Source organism: Agrobacterium tumefaciens (assembly GCF_009649785.1).
Classification (GTDB): domain Bacteria; phylum Pseudomonadota; class Alphaproteobacteria; order Rhizobiales; family Rhizobiaceae; genus Agrobacterium; species Agrobacterium tumefaciens.
This window is the reverse complement of sequence record NZ_WJOK01000004.1, coordinates 81,401-98,366: the sequence shown is the minus strand read 5'-3', so window position 1 is coordinate 98,366 and position 16,966 is coordinate 81,401. Positions and strand designations below refer to the sequence as shown.

The 16,966-nt window shown below is 55.6% G+C and carries 12 protein-coding genes; 2 read left to right on the top strand and 10 right to left on the bottom strand.

Translation table 11 applies throughout. The annotated features are described in order from the left end of the window. Nucleotides 1-17: 17 nt before the first annotated feature. The 4 genes from GH784_RS05740 to GH784_RS05725 form a co-directional block, all read right to left on the bottom strand. Nucleotides 18-728 (bottom strand): response regulator transcription factor, encoded by a 711-nt coding sequence (locus GH784_RS05740; protein WP_065663168.1) that lies wholly within the window; start codon nt 726-728, stop codon nt 18-20. 86 nt (nt 729-814) lie between these two features. Then, entirely contained in the window at nt 815-1,468 is a 654-nt protein-coding gene (locus GH784_RS05735; protein ID WP_026330955.1) for a PIG-L deacetylase family protein, read from the bottom strand. Then, the gene (locus GH784_RS05730) at nt 1,465-2,277 is read right to left on the bottom strand and encodes a glucose-1-phosphate cytidylyltransferase (protein WP_013761295.1); all 813 of its coding nucleotides are present in this window, start codon (nt 2,275-2,277) and stop codon (nt 1,465-1,467) included. The genes GH784_RS05735 and GH784_RS05730 overlap by 4 nt, the downstream gene beginning before the upstream one ends. Further along, entirely contained in the window at nt 2,274-3,566 is a 1,293-nt protein-coding gene (locus GH784_RS05725) for a class I SAM-dependent methyltransferase (RefSeq protein WP_153793264.1), read from the bottom strand. The genes GH784_RS05730 and GH784_RS05725 overlap by 4 nt, the downstream gene beginning before the upstream one ends. Nucleotides 3,567-3,873: 307 nt before the next feature. Between GH784_RS05725 and rfbC the strand changes: the two genes are divergently transcribed. Continuing rightward, the gene (gene rfbC / locus GH784_RS05720) at nt 3,874-4,401 is read left to right on the top strand and encodes a dTDP-4-dehydrorhamnose 3,5-epimerase (protein WP_019566369.1); all 528 of its coding nucleotides are present in this window, start codon (nt 3,874-3,876) and stop codon (nt 4,399-4,401) included. 4 nt (nt 4,402-4,405) lie between these two features. Here the strand turns inward: rfbC and GH784_RS05715 are convergent, their stop codons facing one another. From GH784_RS05715 to GH784_RS05700, 4 genes are all read right to left on the bottom strand, one after another. Then, nucleotides 4,406-5,749: a DUF4910 domain-containing protein gene (locus tag GH784_RS05715; RefSeq protein WP_080800977.1), complete on the bottom strand. Its 1,344-nt coding sequence runs from the start codon at nt 5,747-5,749 to the stop codon at nt 4,406-4,408. A 13-nt stretch (nt 5,750-5,762) separates the two neighbouring features. Next, a complete protein-coding gene (locus GH784_RS05710) occupies nt 5,763-6,833 on the bottom strand; it encodes an NAD-dependent epimerase/dehydratase family protein (protein WP_080800974.1) in 1,071 nt (356 codons plus the stop codon). A 117-nt stretch (nt 6,834-6,950) separates the two neighbouring features. Further along, nucleotides 6,951-8,354 carry a glutamate-1-semialdehyde 2,1-aminomutase gene (locus tag GH784_RS05705; protein ID WP_153793263.1) on the bottom strand — a complete coding sequence of 468 codons (1,404 nt, stop codon included), beginning with the start codon at nt 8,352-8,354 and terminating at the stop codon, nt 6,951-6,953. A 216-nt stretch (nt 8,355-8,570) separates the two neighbouring features. Beyond that, nucleotides 8,571-9,299: a LuxR C-terminal-related transcriptional regulator gene (locus GH784_RS05700; protein ID WP_038493595.1), complete on the bottom strand. Its 729-nt coding sequence runs from the start codon at nt 9,297-9,299 to the stop codon at nt 8,571-8,573. 691 nt (nt 9,300-9,990) lie between these two features. Between GH784_RS05700 and GH784_RS05695 the strand changes: the two genes are divergently transcribed. Beyond that, nucleotides 9,991-14,370, top strand: a complete 4,380-nt coding sequence (locus tag GH784_RS05695; protein WP_246670447.1) for a CheR family methyltransferase — start codon at nt 9,991-9,993, stop codon at nt 14,368-14,370. Between the two features lie 33 nt (nt 14,371-14,403). Here GH784_RS05695 and GH784_RS05690 read toward each other — a convergent pair whose 3' ends face one another. Both GH784_RS05690 and GH784_RS05685 read right to left on the bottom strand, forming a co-directional pair. Then, on the bottom strand, nt 14,404-15,363 hold the full coding sequence (locus GH784_RS05690) for a glycosyltransferase family A protein (protein WP_153793262.1): 960 nt from the start codon (nt 15,361-15,363) through the stop codon (nt 14,404-14,406). Beyond that, nucleotides 15,360-16,871 carry an oligosaccharide flippase family protein gene (locus GH784_RS05685; protein ID WP_065663110.1) on the bottom strand — a complete coding sequence of 504 codons (1,512 nt, stop codon included), beginning with the start codon at nt 16,869-16,871 and terminating at the stop codon, nt 15,360-15,362. Before GH784_RS05685 ends, GH784_RS05690 begins: the two co-directional genes overlap by 4 nt. Nucleotides 16,872-16,966: the final 95 nt, after the last annotated feature.

Sequence of the window (16,966 nt, the reverse complement as noted above, 5' to 3'; positions counted from 1 at the left end):
CAGTGGATGTCGTGTGCTTAGCGGTCGTACGCCATGTCGCCGATCTTGCAGGCAACTTCCGTGCGGTTCGTTGCTCCAAGCTTCTTCATGATATTGCGGATATGCACCTTGATGGTGCTTTCACAAAGGTTCAGCTCCAGAGCGATATCCTTATTCGCCTTTCCGCACCGCAAGGCCTCCGCAATAGCCGATTGACGGCTTGTAAATTTCGTCGGAGGAACGGATGCGTGTGCAGTCAGGCCGAATAGACTTTTCATGTTCATGACGCTGCTGGCCGGTATGAAACGGCCGCCCGCGATTGCAAGACTGATCGCCTGGACGCAGACGTCGATGCTGACGGAACTCGATATGTACCCGCGCACGCCAAGAGCGATGGTATCCAGAATGGTATTGATATCCTGATCGTCAGAGAGCACGACGACGGCGGCCGGAGACACGGCAGCCACAATCTCTGCAAGATCGCGGTTTGTCTCTGCAGACGGACCGGGCCAGGCGCTGACCAGAACTGCAGCAGGCATGCCGATTTCCGCGCGTGCCTGTTGCCATTCGCCGAGATTGGAGAAGGTCAGGATGCGCCTGTCCGCATATTGATAGTTGAGACTATGGGCGAGGCATTCCCGCTCCAGCATGCGACGATCTATGATGCCGATATAGCCAGCCGCACTTGCTGCGGCCTGCGGATGCAGTGTGCCTTCCGGCGGGTTTTCGGAGATGTGGTTCTGGATCATGACGACAATGCCCCCTGTATTGTTTTTGGTTTCTTTTAATTTCCGCAAAACGTCGATTTCGTACCGTAAACGGGCCTTCTGCCTGTTCAGGCGAACGTCAGCTTCCTGACGGTAAAGGCTTCCGCAAAACGTGTAGGCGCACGGCATTCCATTCCCCGCAGCCGCGCCAGACCGCGAAAGGTATCCGCATCGAACCAGTCCTTGGATCTCTGTGTTCCAAAATGCTGCAAGAGAAGCTCGACCTTCATGTTCATCGCGTCTTCGCTCAACGGCACGTAGGCGTTTCTTCTGCCGAAATCGCCGTCCCATTTCGGGATTTCGTATTCCATGATCAGGTGATTTCTGAAGATGTTGGATGTGAGCCTGTTGATTTCGCGGTGATCCTGATGCGCGTCCTCGCGGCTATGCGTGAATATGACGTCGGGACTGACTTTGTCGCGCAATGTCAGCAGCCATGACTTGATCTCGCGGCTCTGCGAGGGAAAGTAGCTGTCCTGAAACGATGCCAGTTCAATTGAGTAGGACGCTGCTTTTGCAAGAAAAGCTTCGGCGGAACTGCGTGCCTCCAGGGCGCGCTCGTTACCGGCACTGAGGACGCACCAATAGACATCGAGCAACACGCCCTTTGAAAGCAGGCTGAGTACCGTGCCTCCGACGCCGATCTCAATGTCGTCGGAGTGAGCTCCGAGACAAAGGATCGACAGACGATCACCGGCGGAAGCGAGGGACATGTTTTTCATGGCAGCAGCTTCGTGTTTGACGACTTGCGTGCCATCGAGGCATCGTCTCCAATCCATGGCATGTCACCACGCTCTACCATTGCCTCCAACGTCTGCCAGTCGCGCAGCGTATCCATTGACCGCCAGAAACCCTCATGTTTGTAGGCCATCAATTTATCTTCAGAAATCAACCTCGAGAACGGTTCCAGCACGAGTTCCTCACCCTCGCGCATGTAGTCGAAAATTTCTGGTCGCATCAGGAAGTAGCCGCCGTTTATCCACATGTCGGATGTTTCCGACGACCGAAATTCCCGGACTCTTCCGCTCTCGTCGATTTCCGCCAGGTGGTAAGTGAGGGGCGGTCTGACAGCCAGAAAACAGGCGAGCTTGTCGCTCTTTTCGAATTGGTCAATCATGTCGTCGAGATCGACGTCGGTCAGGCCGTCGCTATAATTGGCAAGGAACATCTTCTCGCCCTTGAGATGATGACGTACGGCCCAGAGGCGCTCGCCTATATTGCGCCATATCCCCGTATCGATCAGGGATACGCGCCAGTCCCTTGGCAGTTCCTCAAGCAATTCCACGCGTCCGGGGCTCGATATGACGCAGTCGGCATAGCTTTCCGGCCGGCTGTTCAGAAAGAATTCTTTTATGACGTGCGCCTTGTAGCCAAGGCAGAGGATGAAGTCCTCATGCCCGAAACGGGCGTAATATTGCATGACATGCCGCATGATCGGTTGAGACCCGAGCGGGATCAGCGGTTTCGGGACGCTTTCGGAATATTCCCTGATGCGAGTACCCCTGCCGCCACAGAACAAGACGACCTTCATTGTACCAACTCCTTCGGATCAATGATGGATATGTCGGGAATTGGAACGACGAATTTCCCGCCCCAGTTCCTGATGTCGTTCATTTGTGCAACGATCTCATTCTTCAGGTTCCAGGGGAGAATGAGAACGTAATCCGGCTTCATGCGCTGGATTTCGCTCACGGGCCGGATCGGAATATGCATTCCCGGCGTGAGGCGACCATGTTTGTAAGGATTGCGATCGACTGCAAAATCGATGAAATCGGTGCCGATACCGCAATAATTTAGCAGCGTGTTGCCCTTTCCCGGTGCGCCATAGGCACAGATCGATTTGCGCATTTCCTTGAGGCGGATGAGGAAAGACAGGAGGTTTCGCTTGGTTTGGCGCACGGCTTCGGAGAAGGCCGTATAGGTCTCTATTCTGTCGAGCCCAGCATTCAGCTCCCGTTCCAGGAGGCTATCCACGCGGGCTTCACGCGGGAACTTGCTGTCCTCGTGCGAGAAAAAGACCCGCAGCGAACCGCCATGTGTGGGAATCTCTTCGACATCGAAAACCTTTAACCCATGACAGCGGGCCATTTTTTCTATGGTCAGCAATGAGAAGTAGGAAAAGTGCTCGTGATAGATGGTGTCGAACTGGTTTTCCGCGATTAGCTTTTCGATATGCGGGAACTCAAGGGTGATGACGCCTTCAGGCTTGAGCAGCACTTTCATACCGGCGACGAAATCGTTGATATCAGGCACCTGGGCAAGGACATTGTTGCCGATGATGAGATCGGCTTTTTGGCCTCTGGCCGCCATATCGGTTGCTAGAGCCTCGTTGAAAAATTCAGTCAGTGTCGGAATACCTTTGCCGATCGCCACCTTTGCGACGTTGACCGCCGGTTCAATTCCCAGCATCGGGATGTTGCTGGTCAGGAAATGTTGCAGCAGGTAACCGTCGTTGCTGGCAAGCTCGACAACGAAACTGGATTCGCCAAGCGCGAAGCGCTCGATGACCATGTCGCAGTACCGCTTTGCATGAGCGACCCAACTGTCCGAGAACGAGGAGAAATACGCGTACTCCGTGAAAATATTCTCGGGCGCTACATATTCCTGAAGCTGGACGAGGAAGCATTCGTCGCAAACGAATGCGTGGAGCGGATAAAACGGCTCGACGTCGTTGGCTGCGTCAGCTGCGACGAAGCTTTCGCAGGGCGGAGACATTCCAAGATCGACGAAGGTATGCACCAATGGCGAGCTGCAAAGACGGCAAAGCCCGACGTGATGCGTCGAGCTCAGTCTTGCAGAAAAAACTGCCTCATTATTCATCTGACGCCCCCTGATTTCATCGCATTGTCTTCGAGTGAATTTCAGAAAATTCTTTTATTAACTGGAAAAAATACTATGGATCGGGGTGGGTGACGATACTGCATTCGGCTCGAAAACGTCATCCATAAGCCGTAGGGTTATATTGGAATCCGCTAAAATTCGCTTCCGGCGGCTGGTTTCCGCAACCGAAAGGGTGACTTATTTGCCAGCCCGCCTTCAAGGTATGGTGCTGCCTATGGGTGTATTCCGGAGCCGCTGAAATGGCGGAGAATTCTTCTTGAATACGGGATTGCATCAGGAGCGCCGAATGCTGTTTGAGAAGACGAAAATCGAGGGGCTCTGGGTCGTCAATACGGTGCCTGTGCGGGACAGTCGCGGCTCTTTTGCCAGGACGTTCTGCAAACGCGAATTTGAGAGCAACGCGCTGGTATCGGACTTCAGTCAGCACAGCCTTTCTCTATCGAAGCTGAAACACACGGTACGAGGGCTGCATTTCCAGCGACCGCCGCATCAGGAGACAAAGCTGGTTTCCTGCGTCAAAGGATCGATCTGGGATGTCGCCGTCGATCTGCGCCGGGGCTCGCCCACCTATCTGCAATGGGTTGGCACGGTGTTGTCGGCCGACAATGGCGCGCAGTTCTACATTCCCGAGGGTTTTGCACACGGCTTCCAGTCGCTCAGCGACGACGTTGCTGTGTCCTATTTGATTTCGGTGCCCTATGCCGAGGCAAGTGCGGCAGGGATCCGGTATGACGAGCCCGCGATAGGTGTAGAATGGCCTGCGCCGCCCTCGGTCATATCGGAAAAGGACCTCGGTTGGCCCGCTTTGCAATGAAGGTCTAGCGCGTCAGGAAACCGAGGTTCGAGACAAGGCCCGCCTCGAGCAGCCTGCCGGCAGCGCTCGCAATATCGACAAACGGCATTTTTGACCTTTCGGCGATATCCAGTAGTGAGTTGGTTCCATCGGCGAGGTTGAGTATCCATAGAAAGGCCATGGTGCGGTCGTCATTCGTCTTATGGCCGCCTATCGCAGGAAAAAGCCCGTATTTTCCGAGCTGTGGCTCACCCTTGGGCCGAAGGTTCAACGGCGTCCAGTTGTCTTCGAGAGCATCGATCATGTCCATGATCATCCAAAAGGATGACTCGAGATGTTCGGGCCGGATGAAGTCGAGATTGTCGGCCGAGGTGTGATATTCGGGAAAGGTTCCGAAAGCGCTTCTCTGCAATAGTCCAACCGGCAGGTTGAAGCCCGGCGAACAGAATTGGCGCTCGTCATAGCCGTAGGGAATGAAGTCGGCGATTGCCAGATGTTTACGATCCTCTCCGCAGCGGGTGCAGGCGGCGATCCGGTCGATCAGTGCATCTCCCCTGCGGCTGCGCTTGTAGTTCGGCCCGCCCCCGTCACCAATGCACGAAACCACAAGACCATGCGCAATGTTCGATATCCCGTCTTCGTTCTGCGCAAGCCATGACAGGGAGCCGATCGTTCCGGGTGCGAAGACGAACCTGTAGCTGTAATATGTGGACCTGCTTTTCAGGCCTGCAGCAAGACACGTCAGCAATGCCAGGCCGGAACAATTGTCGTTTGCGAGCGACGGGTGACAGATATGCGCGAAGAGAAGCACTTCTTCGGTACTTTGTCCGATATGCAGATATTCGCCGTAATACAGATTGCCTGACGCCTTTTCGGTGTCGATGACGACCTCATAGTCGCCTTCCTCTAGCTTGAGGAATTCATGATGCGACATGCAAAAGCCCCAGGCATCCGTGTAATAGGCTGTTTTGTAAGGAATGAGATCGGGTTGTGCCGGCAAGGTGTAGATATGCGCTTGCAGTTCGGCCAGCGGCATCACGCGACGTTGAGGGATGCTGTAGCTCATGAGATGCAGGTTCGACATTTGAAAATCGATTACCTTGCGTCCCGCCGCGTTCTTCACATAGGCGTCCCGGACGTTCCATTCCTGGGGCACCGTCCAGTCGAAAACCCGCGTCCCGCTAGGGACGGCGCGCTGCTCGATATCGATATATTCTTTAAGGATATCGATGGTGTCGCGCACGCCTTTGCCGGTGATGCTGCGACAGATCGGAAAGAGGCGGGAAGCCAGATCATGAATAGTCTGGCCGATACCTGCCTCTCTCCATGCATCGCCTGTCAGCTTTGCACCGGGCTCCATCTTGCCCATCCGGGCCTCCTGTTTAAACCGATGCCGCAATATCGGCGTTCTGGCGCGGCGCGGCCATGGGGCGGCGCAGGTTGATGTCGATATCCTTGTCGCCGATCAGCTTCTGGAGCTGGCCGATCCGCTGATAGTGCGGTCCCTCGAATTCGGCCATTGTCAGGCCGGCACTCTTGTAGGCCCGGTAGAGTTGCTCGGCACCCGCGGCCGCCGTCCATGTCGGTCTGAACGCCGGAAGCGCACGGGCGATCTTGCCAAAATCGACGCGGTAGGAACGGGTATCGGGGCTTGCATCGCTCGCATATTGCAGCCGGCATCCGGGCACCGTGAGAGCGACGATTTCGGCAATCTCCCGGATCTGATAGTTGTGCGCATCCTGTCCGACGTTGAAAGCCTGATTGTGTATGGCATCGGTCGGCGCTTCGAGCGCAGCCAGAAAGGCGCGCGAAATATCCTCGATGTGAACGATTGGGCGCCATGGCGATCCGTCGGATTTCAGGAGGATCAGTCCTTCCGTCACCGCCCAAGCGGTCAGGTTGTTTAGGACGATATCGAAACGCAGCATGGGCGAAAGGCCATACGCTGTAGCCGGACGCATATAGACCGGCGAGAAGCCGGGGCTCGCGAGGCTTGCAATCTCCCGCTCCGCCAAGACCTTCGACGTGCCGTAGGCCGATACCGGTTTCAGCTCTGCCGTCTCGTTGACCAGTCCCTCGCCAGCGGCGCCGTAGTTGCTGCACGACGAGGCGAAGATGAAACGCTTGACGCCAGCCTGTTTTGCGGCTCGCGCTGCCCGAACGCTGCCGCGGTAATTGATCTCATAGGTAATTTCCGGATTGAGATTGCTCAGCGGATCGTTGGACAGCGCCGCAAGATGAATGACAGCGTCGAAACCTTCCATATCCGAAGGCTGGATATCGCGGATGTCCTTGCATACGCCGGGGACCTGCGGCAAAGGTCCGCCTGGAACATAAGCGCAGCGATGGTAGAATTCAGTGTCATAGCCGTGTACTTCGTGACCCGCCTTGCGCAGGATGGGTACCATGACGGAGCCGATATATCCGCGATGCCCGGTGACCAGAACGTGCATGAAATTTCCCCTCAAAATCTATTTTCGATTGCAACGAGCGTATCTTTTCAGGCGAGATCGATGCACCGCACAAAGCGGCTGTATCGATAATGCGAACGGTCTAGGTGCCCCGGCCGGTTAAGGCTTTCGGACGCTTTCCGATAATTCGGGCATGTCGGCCATGACCAACCCATGGCTGGCGTGATGCTGCGCGTTGCCGTTGAAACGCCGGAAGACGACATCGGATGGGCGTCCCGTCAGGAATTTGTCGACGCCGTATTCCAGCGCTTTACGGTAGACGACGAGCGCTCCATCGATGGCGTCAAGCGTTTTGGCTATATCCTCGTCCTCATGCGTGTAGCTTACAACGAGAGAAGGTGCGAGAAGTCCGCGACGTATGGTTTCCTGCAGAAACAGCGAGCGAAAAGCCTGAGACGGCTTTCCGGTCTGGTCCAGCGTGAAGTAGCTGAGGCACGCGGAGTGGCCCTGAATGCCGAAGTAGGAATCGAGTCCGTGCGCAATTGCGATCTGGCTGATGGCGGCGCGCAGCGAATTTCCCTGTCGGACCAGATGTGGGACCACGGGTTCCTGCATGTAAACTTTCATGGTCGCGATGGCCGCCGCCATCGCATGCGTTTCCGCGCCATGCGTCGTCGAAAGCAGGAAGACGCGGGGGGCATCGGTTTGATCGATACCGCCTCGTTCCATGAACTCCCGCTTGCCGGCAAGTGCGGAAATCGAAAAGCCGTTCCCCAGCGCCTTGCCGAAACAGGATAGATCGGGGACGATATCGTATGTCTTCTGCGCGCCACCCGCATCCCAGCGGAAGCCGGTGATCATTTCGTCGAGAATAAAAAGCGCGCCGTTTTCGTGACAAAGCTTCTGGAGTTTGTGAAGAAACTGGTCCCGAGGCGGATCACCGCGTGACGGCTCCAAAATAAAGGCGGCGATACGACCTGGAAAGCGGTCAAACAGACTACGCGCACTCGCCAGATCATTGTAGGTGAAGCCAAGGACCAGCTCCTGGATCGCCTGAGGAATGCCCGCATTCATCTCCGTTGTTCCGATGAACCAGTCGTCCGTGGAGAAAAAGGGGTGGTCGCTGCAGCGCGCGATCAGGTCACGGCCGGTAACAGCCCGTGCAAGTCGTATCGCGGCGGATGTCGCATCGGAACCGTTCTTGCAAAATTTGACCATTTCGGCCGTCTGGATCGTATCGAGAAAGGTCGAGGCGCAATCCACCTCGATCTTTGACGGGCGCGTGAAATTGCAGCCGCGGTATAGTTCCGCACGCGCCGCCTCTACGACGTCTGCATAGGCGTGGCCTAGGCCGACAGCCCTATTGCCCATGCCATACTCTATATATTCATTTCCATCGACATCCCAGACATGACAGCCATATCCCCGTTCAATAAAGCCGGGAGACAGGACAGGGTACTGGTCGTCACCCTTTGCATAGGTATGTGCACCGCCCGGTATGATGTTGCGGGAGCGCTGGCGCAGTCGATCCGAGTTTTCGAAATTTTCGACGAAAGTTTGCATGGCGCAATCCCGGGTCCATATGTCCAATGACCAGAGATTACCGTATCCGGCTCGGTGGCCGTTACCCCGTCTTTATGTTGGGAATGCTAGCCGAAAGGCTTAGAGGAGATGTACAGCCTTCCCGTCATAATCGCTCCGATACGTCCGCATCATGCGGGGCCCGACACCCGCAGGCAATTATGGTTCTGCAATAGGTCCACTGCACGACACTTGATTTTAGTTTTTGAAGAGATCGGATATTTTGAAGATCACTTCCGTTCTGTTTTTGGCGCCTACTTTCTTCATGATATTGCGAATATGTACCTTTACGGTGCTTTCACGAAGATTGAGCTCATAGGCGATGATCTTGTTTGGCTTGCCTTGCGTCAAAGCGTTGATGACGTCGACCTCACGTTGGGTGAACATGGCCGTGCGCTGTCGTTCCTTGTCTTCCGCAACCACGAGCAACTGCCTGAGATCGCTCAGATTTTCAGCCGATACGAACGCGCCGCCCGCCAATGCAAGTGAGATGGCGCCCACGCACACCGCCAGTCCTATCGACGAGGAGATGTATCCCCGAACGCCCGCGTCGAACGCCCTCATGACCTGACGCAGATCGCGGTTTTCAGCGAGAATGACGACCGGCAGATAAGGGAAGTCGGCAATGAACTCCCGTAACTCATGGAGGGATACGTCATCGCAAAAATCGCTGCGACCGACGTTGACCAGGATGCCGCTATGCTGGCCGTTTGGAGCATGTCTCCAGTCGTCGAGTGATGAAAACAACTCGACTTCCATATCAAGGCCGTATGCGATCAGGCTCTGAGCCAGACACTCACGGTCGAGCGCGCGGTCATCGATGATCGCCAGCTTTCTGACTGAAGTTTCCATAGGTTTCGAGTGCGCAACCACATGGAAATTTGATGAGAATTGGCTATGTCCGTTGTTGGGAACTGATGTCAGCATGGTATGTCCTATCCGCGCTAAAGAGTGCTTTGCGGATCTGTCTGGCTTGGCAGAGACGCAACCGAAGATTTTCTTTCTAAGATTCGGCACCACGGAAGTTTGAAGTAATTCAACCCGGAACGCCGTCATCAATCAGAACTTCGGAAGCTACTCTGTTGCGGTCTGGATTTTTCGGAATTTAAAAATCGGCCAGAAATCAACAGACGTGGCACTACCCGAATTTCGACTCCGGCATCCTACAATGGAGTATCGCAACTGGAAAAGGTTCGGAAATTACTCACTTTTGATTGAGATTTCGAGCGGGCGTTCAATCTGGCATGATGTGGGTAGACAACCAGACACGCCATAACTGTTGAAATATAATTCTTTCAGGCCATCATCATGTTTTGCGCGACACCACTAACTATAATGGATGAATTATAATCGCGGCCGGATTGATTTATCATCCTCCATTCGTGCGTTTGTTCGCGATGTCAGCAACTTATACGTGTTAATCGCATTTTGAAATTGCACCTCACGACAATCGGACGCGCTGCGCCCCGCATGTGACGGGGCATGGTGACTATGTTTCCCTGACTGATGATCTCAAGGCCTTGATGGCTGCTTTCAAGACTTGTTGACCCACAACGCCTGACGCTTCGCAAGGGTCGATCTCTATTTGGAATGCGCGTCAATTTTAACGAGAGCGAATATGGCGGAACGCGGCGAGGATAGTAAAAAGGTTCCTTCTACTTTCGAGGTAGACACCGGTTCGATGTCCGGATCACAGGAAGAACGTCCTGTTAGGATGTTCCCGATTGTCGGCGTCGGTGCTTCATCGGGTGGACTGAATGCGTTCAGAGCCCTGCTCAAAGCGTTGCCTGAAAAAACCGGCTGTGCGTTTCTTCTCGTTCAGCATCTTGACCGGTCGCATGAAAGCATGCTCGCAGAACTTCTGGCAAGCGAAACGACTATGGTCGTAACGGAGGCTGTCAACCTTGCCTTGATAGAGCCCGAGCACGTCTATGTCATTCCACCAAAATTCCTGATGTCGGTTGACGGAGGAAGGATATATCTGTCGCCCCGGCGGGAACTGCATGAGGCACCTCTGCCGTTTGATTTTCTCCTGGGTTCTATGGCCAAGGAATTCGGGCCGTGGGCGATAGCAGCTGTCCTGTCCGGCACGGGGTCAGATGGCTCATCCGGCGTCCAGCAGATCAGGGATTTCAAGGGACTTGTTCTGGTCCAGGAGCCTCAAGAGGCACAGTTTGGCGGCATGCCCGAAAGTGTTATTTCGCTGGGCATTGGCGCTACGGTTTTACCGGTTGAAGAGATGCCTGCGGCCATCGCCAAACATATTGAGCTGCTGTCGCGGCTTCGAGCCGATCACTCGATGGTGCGCCGAATGCCCCAGCTGGACCGGATCATCGAGATATTGAGGTTTTCCACAGCGAATGATTTTTCGGCCTATAAACATGGAACGATGCAGCGCCGGGTCGAAAAACGCATGGCGGTTCTCGGTATCGAGATTGAGAAGATAGACCGGTATCTTGAGATTCTCGAAAGCAGCGAAGACGAGCGGCAAAATCTCGTCAGAGATCTCCTGATCAACGTCACCAGCTTCTTCCGCGACGGGAAGGTGTTCGACTTTCTACGAGATACCATTATTCCGGATATTCTCCACGCAAAAGCGCCTCACGGAGCAGTGCGGGTCTGGGTCGCTGGATGCAGCACGGGGGAAGAAGCATATTCTCTGGCTATTCTCTTCCTCGAGCTCATTCAGTCCATGGGCCTTCGTCTCCAGTTTCAGATGTTTGCCTCGGACGCTGATGGCGAGGCGGTCGCAATTGCCAGAGATGGACATTATTCACATGAGGCGACCAAGTCGCTGCCGCCCGACTTGCTGGAAAAATATTTCGTAAGGGATGACAACGGATACACCGTGACGGCGCAACTGCGTGGGGCGGTGGTCTTCACCGTGCAGAATGTCCTCAGCGACCCACCGTTCTCACGGATCGATCTAATTTCATGCCGCAACTTGTTGATTTACCTCGAAGCGGAAGCCCAAGCCAAGGTCTTGTCGCTTTTCAGGTTCGCCCTGCGGGAGAACGGCATTTTACTGGTCGGAAAATCCGAAACCGTTGGCGGAATGGATGACCGTTTCAAGCTGATTTCGGAATCCGAAAGGGTATATCGGCGTATCGGGCCGCCGGTTTTCGGTGATCTTAATTTCGGTGCGGTTGCGGGCGGAAATGTCAGAATTCCCTCTTCGCTAGGAAAGGTGACTTCAGCGTCGAGGCACAGTGCGCTTGCCGAGGCGGTTTCCCAGGTTCTGCTGGGTAGCTACGTGCCCGCCGCAATCCTCGTCAATCGGAAGTATGAGTATCTCTACTCCATCGGCCCGACAGCAAGGTTCCTGCGGATCGCTTCAGGCCCGGCATCGCATGACCTGTTCGCCATCACACCGACGGCGCTCCATAATAAGATCAGGTCTGCGATCCACCATGCGAGCCGGGATCAAAAGCCGTTCGTAGCCAAGAATGCAAAACTCGACAGCAACGGCGCACACATCGAGTTCAACATTCATGTCGAGCCGCTCTTCAGTCAGGGTGAAGAGCTATTTCTCATATGTTTTGTGGAGGATGCTGCGCAGGCCAACGGTGTTGTCCGATCGCAGAAATCATCAACGACAGATGCGTCGCCCATTACCGAGCTTGAATTCGAACTGGAGGAGACACGGGCGGAATTGCAGGGCGCCATACGCAATCTGGAAATTGCCAGCGAAGAACAGAAGCAGATCACCGCCGAAGCGCTGTCTCTGAATGAGGAGTATCAGTCGACGAATGAGGAACTCTTTACTTCGAAAGAGGAACTGCAATCCCTCAATGAAGAGCTGACAGCCCTCAACAATCAATTGCAAGAAGCACTGGAGCGTCAGCGGGCAGTTTCCAACGATCTGCAAAATGTCCTGTACAGCACCGATGTCCCAACGCTCTTTCTGGATGCCAGCCTTCGTATACGGTTTTTCACACCAGCCACCCGGTCAGTATTCAAGATTATATCGTCCGATGTCGGCCGTCCCCTCTCGGACCTTAGCGGCTTTGACGGCGACATTACGCTTCAAGTCGATGCAACGGCGACGCTGCTCCGAGGCAACACAATCGACCGAGAGATAGGAGGACCCGATGGTCGCTGGTATGTCCGCCGCGTCAAACCCTATCGCGGCGCGAGCGAGGCAATCGACGGAGTGGTCATCACCTTCATCGATATAAGTGCCCAGAAACAGGTTGCCGAAAGCAGGGAAGCTGCCAAGAAGTTCGCCGAGCGGGCGACCGAGGCCAAGTCGCAATTCCTGTCTGCGGCAAGCCACGATCTGCGTCAGCCGCTGCAAACCTTGAAGCTGTTGCACGGGCTTTTGGAAAGGAACGTGGGTGAAGGGCAAGCACGCACTTTCGTCCAGAGGATGGGGGAGACGCTGTCCTCGATGCTGGGTATACTCAACTCTGTTCTTGACATCAACCAGATCGAGGCGGGGATGGTGGAACCGCAGATCGTGAGCTTTGCGATTGGCGATCTTCTGGGAAGGCTCTTCAAGGAATTTTATTATCCCGCTCGGGCGGCGGGGCTGCAACTCCGTGTCGTACCGTCCAGCCTTGCCGTTCGCACCGATCCCCGCCTGTTCGAGCAGATCGTTCGCAACCTTCTATCCAATGCACTGAAATACACGCCGAGCGGCAAAATTCTGGTCGGCTGTCGCCGGGTCGATGCAAAGGTTCGGTTCGAAGTGTGGGACACCGGTATAGGCATTCCCGAAAACCATATCGAGGAAGTCTTCCAGGAATACCATCAACTCGACGCATCTGCTGGCGCGGAAGACCGGGGTTTGGGGCTGGGATTGTCAATCGTCAAGCGGCTGAGCGAACTTCTGGGACTGAAGATAGCGGTGCGGTCGCGATTGCATGAAGGTTCCGCATTCATGATCGAAATCGATCGGGCGCCGGCAGGGGAGCCGCTTGCGCCATTGCGTGCGCCAGTCGATGACAATTCGCGTCAAGCGACCGCCCTGTCGTCCGCGTCGATTTTGATCATCGAAGACGAAAACGGAATGCGCGATCTGCTCAAGATCGGTCTGGAGCAAACTGGATACGTGGTCGCTGCGACCTCAACCGCTGCCGAAGCGATCGCGATTGTTAGAGGGCTGAAGTTCATGCCCGACGTTGTTCTCGCAGACTACAATCTTCCTACAGGGGGGAATGGCATAGCTGCGATTGAAGATATTCGGCAGGCACTCCGCCAAAATGTTCCGGCACTCATTCTCACTGGTGATATTTCAAGCAAGGCCCTGAGGGATTTTGCTCAGCACGAAATTCCTTATCTGCACAAGCCGGCGAAACTCAAGGACGTCATGCAGATGGTGGAGACACTGGTCGTTCGCCAAAACGGCGAGAGAGCAGGTCATATAAGCGAACCTGAATATATGGAGCCGATGACGGGCAGGCTCATCGAAGTCATCGACGACCAGCAGGACATAAGGGACAATTTGCGCGCTCTGTTCGAAGGAGAAGGCTGGGCGGTCGCAACCTATGTCTCGGCAGAAGAGTATCTTGCAAACTACAAGCCCGACAGATCAGGTTGTCTGCTTGTCGATGCGTATCTCCCCGGCATGGTCGGCATGGAGTTGTTACGTTTGCTGAAAGAAAGACATCATCGGTTTCCGGTGATTGTGATCACGGGTCGCAGCGATGTCCGTATGGCAATCAATTCGATGCGATATGGAGCGGCCGATTTCATCGAGAAGCCTTTTTCTTATCAGGAAATATATCGGAGCGTGCAGTCGGCCCTCGAGCGATCGCGTGATGCGAACGAGCGCGAAGAGCGGCGTGAAACAGCTCGAGCCACGCTGGCGATGCTTACTCGCAAGCAACGTCAGATCCTTGACCGAATTGTTCAGGGGCAGGCCAACAAGGTCATTGCAGCCGATTTGAAGCTTAGTCAGCGCACTGTCGAGAATCATCGCGCCTCAATCATGCGCCGAACGAAATCCACTTCGTTGCCGGCGCTCTTGCGGCTTGTCCTGAATGCAGAAGAATAGGCCTTCATCATCGAAAATTTGGCCGGTCGATCACTATCGGCGGGCGATCGCTGCGCGAATCCGATGCAACGCATCAGGTCGGCGGACAAGATAACTTACCGGCGGCAGAAACGCTGAAGCGGGTCTCAGGCGGAAAGCCTGTGCAAGAAGGGCACCCGCGCCGGGCCGGCGTCGGATCAGATTGGAAAGCGCACACCAATAGGCGCGGTCGCTCAGGCTCGCGCGACCGCGCCGGAGCAGGGTTTGGGCATCGGCAAGCAAAGCCCCTTCATTGCCAAAGAAGCTTTCGAGCGCGGCTTCGATTTCGGTATTCCAGGCAAGCACGTTATCAAGGATGGCCGACTGGTTGGCACCGTGGATACGGGTGAAATTCTGCACGACGTCAAGTTCGACGATATCGCCCAGAACTGCTAGCCGCATCCACATCTCGACATCGTCAGTATGGCGCAGTGCTGGCCGATAGTGACCGGCATGTTGTTGAATGTGTGTTCTGGTGACAGCGAGTGGGCCTGGCACCGGGCTGCGTCCCGTCGCGCAAATTTTGGCGATGAAGTCCATGCCCCGATGAAGCTGCATGCCATTGGCATCGCTGCGAAGGCCCGATTCTATTTCGGCGTCGTCACGGAAGAAGGCGGTGCGCCCGAAGGCCATGTGCGCGCCGGGGTGATTGTCGAGCGCCTCCATCGCGCGCGCGAGTGCTCCAGGCGACAGGACATCGTCGGCGCAGATGATGGCGAAATAGTCCGCCCGGGCCCAATCAATGCCTTCGTTGAAAGACGCGTGACCGCCGAGATTCTTTGGCCGCAGGCACGTTTCGATACGGGGATTTGTTGTCGCCAGAGACCGGGCGATCGCGACACTGTCGTCTGTGGAGGCGTTGTCGATGATGAGGATACGCATGTCCGGGATGTTCTGGCCAAGGACGCTTTCTACGCATCCCTCCAGAAAGCGACCGTAATTGTAGTTGGGGATGACGATATCGATGCTGCTCATGGTTCCACCGCTGCGGGAACGACGGTGTCGGGAATGGAAGCCGATACAGGTGGTTTTCCGATCTTGCGCGGTCGCCCGGCAAAAGCATCGAGCGTCGAACGTATTTCGCTGACGAGTGGGTGACGCAGAAGAAAGAGGCAAGCGGCCCAGCCTGTCACCGAAAGGAGGACGGCGCCGCCAGCCTGGGCGAGGGAGTAATCGAAGCGGAATCCCATCCAGGCGGATATGGCGAGCGGCCCCGCAATCGCGGCAAGGGTCACAGCGGAACTCGGCCCGATGGCAGCGAACAGTTCGGGTAGTTTAAAGTGCGCATGGCGTCTTACCAGATAGAAGGCGACGAGCATCTGGAAGGGCAGCGTGACGAACTGGCTCAACGCTACCGCGGTGAGACCGAAGAAGCTGGCAGAGCAAAGCACAATTGCCGAGACGCTGCGGCAGACGAAATTGCCCAGAAAAGCCTCCCGGTTGGCGTTGAGAGCGATCAGCAGCGGCGTTGTCAAAACCATGGGAAACCAGAAGATCGACGCAAGCGCGAGAATCCGGGTGATCGGTACGGCGGCAAGCCACTGGTCTCCAAGTGCAAGGCGCACGATAGGATCGGCGAGAATGGCGACCATGATCAGCGACGGCCAATACAGCACAGTGATGTAACTGAGGGCGCGCAGGTAGGACCTGCGGACATCTCCACCCTCGCGAACCTCGGCGGCGAGCGCCGGGAAGGCGAAGGAAAAGATCGCCGAGAGGAAAATGCGGTCGGGAATGGAGCAAACGGTATTGGCGCGATTGTAGATCGCGACCGCTGTCGGTGTCATGGCAAAGCCGAGCACCAGTTGCGGCAGGGACTCGTATAATTTGTCGACGATGGTTGCAGCGCCCCTGTAACGGCCGAATTCGGCCATACGGCGCCACGACTTTAGAGAAAGGCGTGCGGTACGCTGGGCCGGATCGGCATAGGCGGCAAGGGCGCTGGCAACGCTGTTGCCGACGAGCAGGCCGAGCGCGAAACTGACAAAGCCCCATCCATTGCTGGCAGCGAAGATCGTCACGCCAGCCATAACGACGAGGCCGGTGGTTCGGACGCGTGCGATGGTGCCGAAGGCCAACCGGCGACGCAGCATGGAAAACGCTGGCATACCCAGGCTTTCGGCCATGACCGCGGCAATCGCCAGGATAAGATAGTGCTGGAGACTGGGCTGGTGGTAGAAAATCGCCAGATAGGGGCCGCATAGATAGAGAACGATCCCGAGAATGCCGCTGACCAGGAGCAAGAGCGTAAGCGACGTGTTGATGTCATCGCGTTCAACAACATCGAGCTGAATGAGGAAATCGGAAGAAACGAATTCGCGAAAGGCGAAGATCACCGCTGTCACTCCGTAGCCGATAACGGCAAAACCAACTTCCGCAGGCGAGAGCAGTCTCGATACGATCGCGATCAGAGCGAAATTGATCGCAATTCCGAGGTGCTGTTCCAGCATGGCCATGAAAAAGGCGCGGCGGACTTTGTGCATCGAGGGCTCCGACAGCGTCGCCGATAATCGACGGTAGCGTCAAATCTAGAGTGTGGACTTGGACCTTGGAAATCTGACCGTTGGGATGGCAGCCG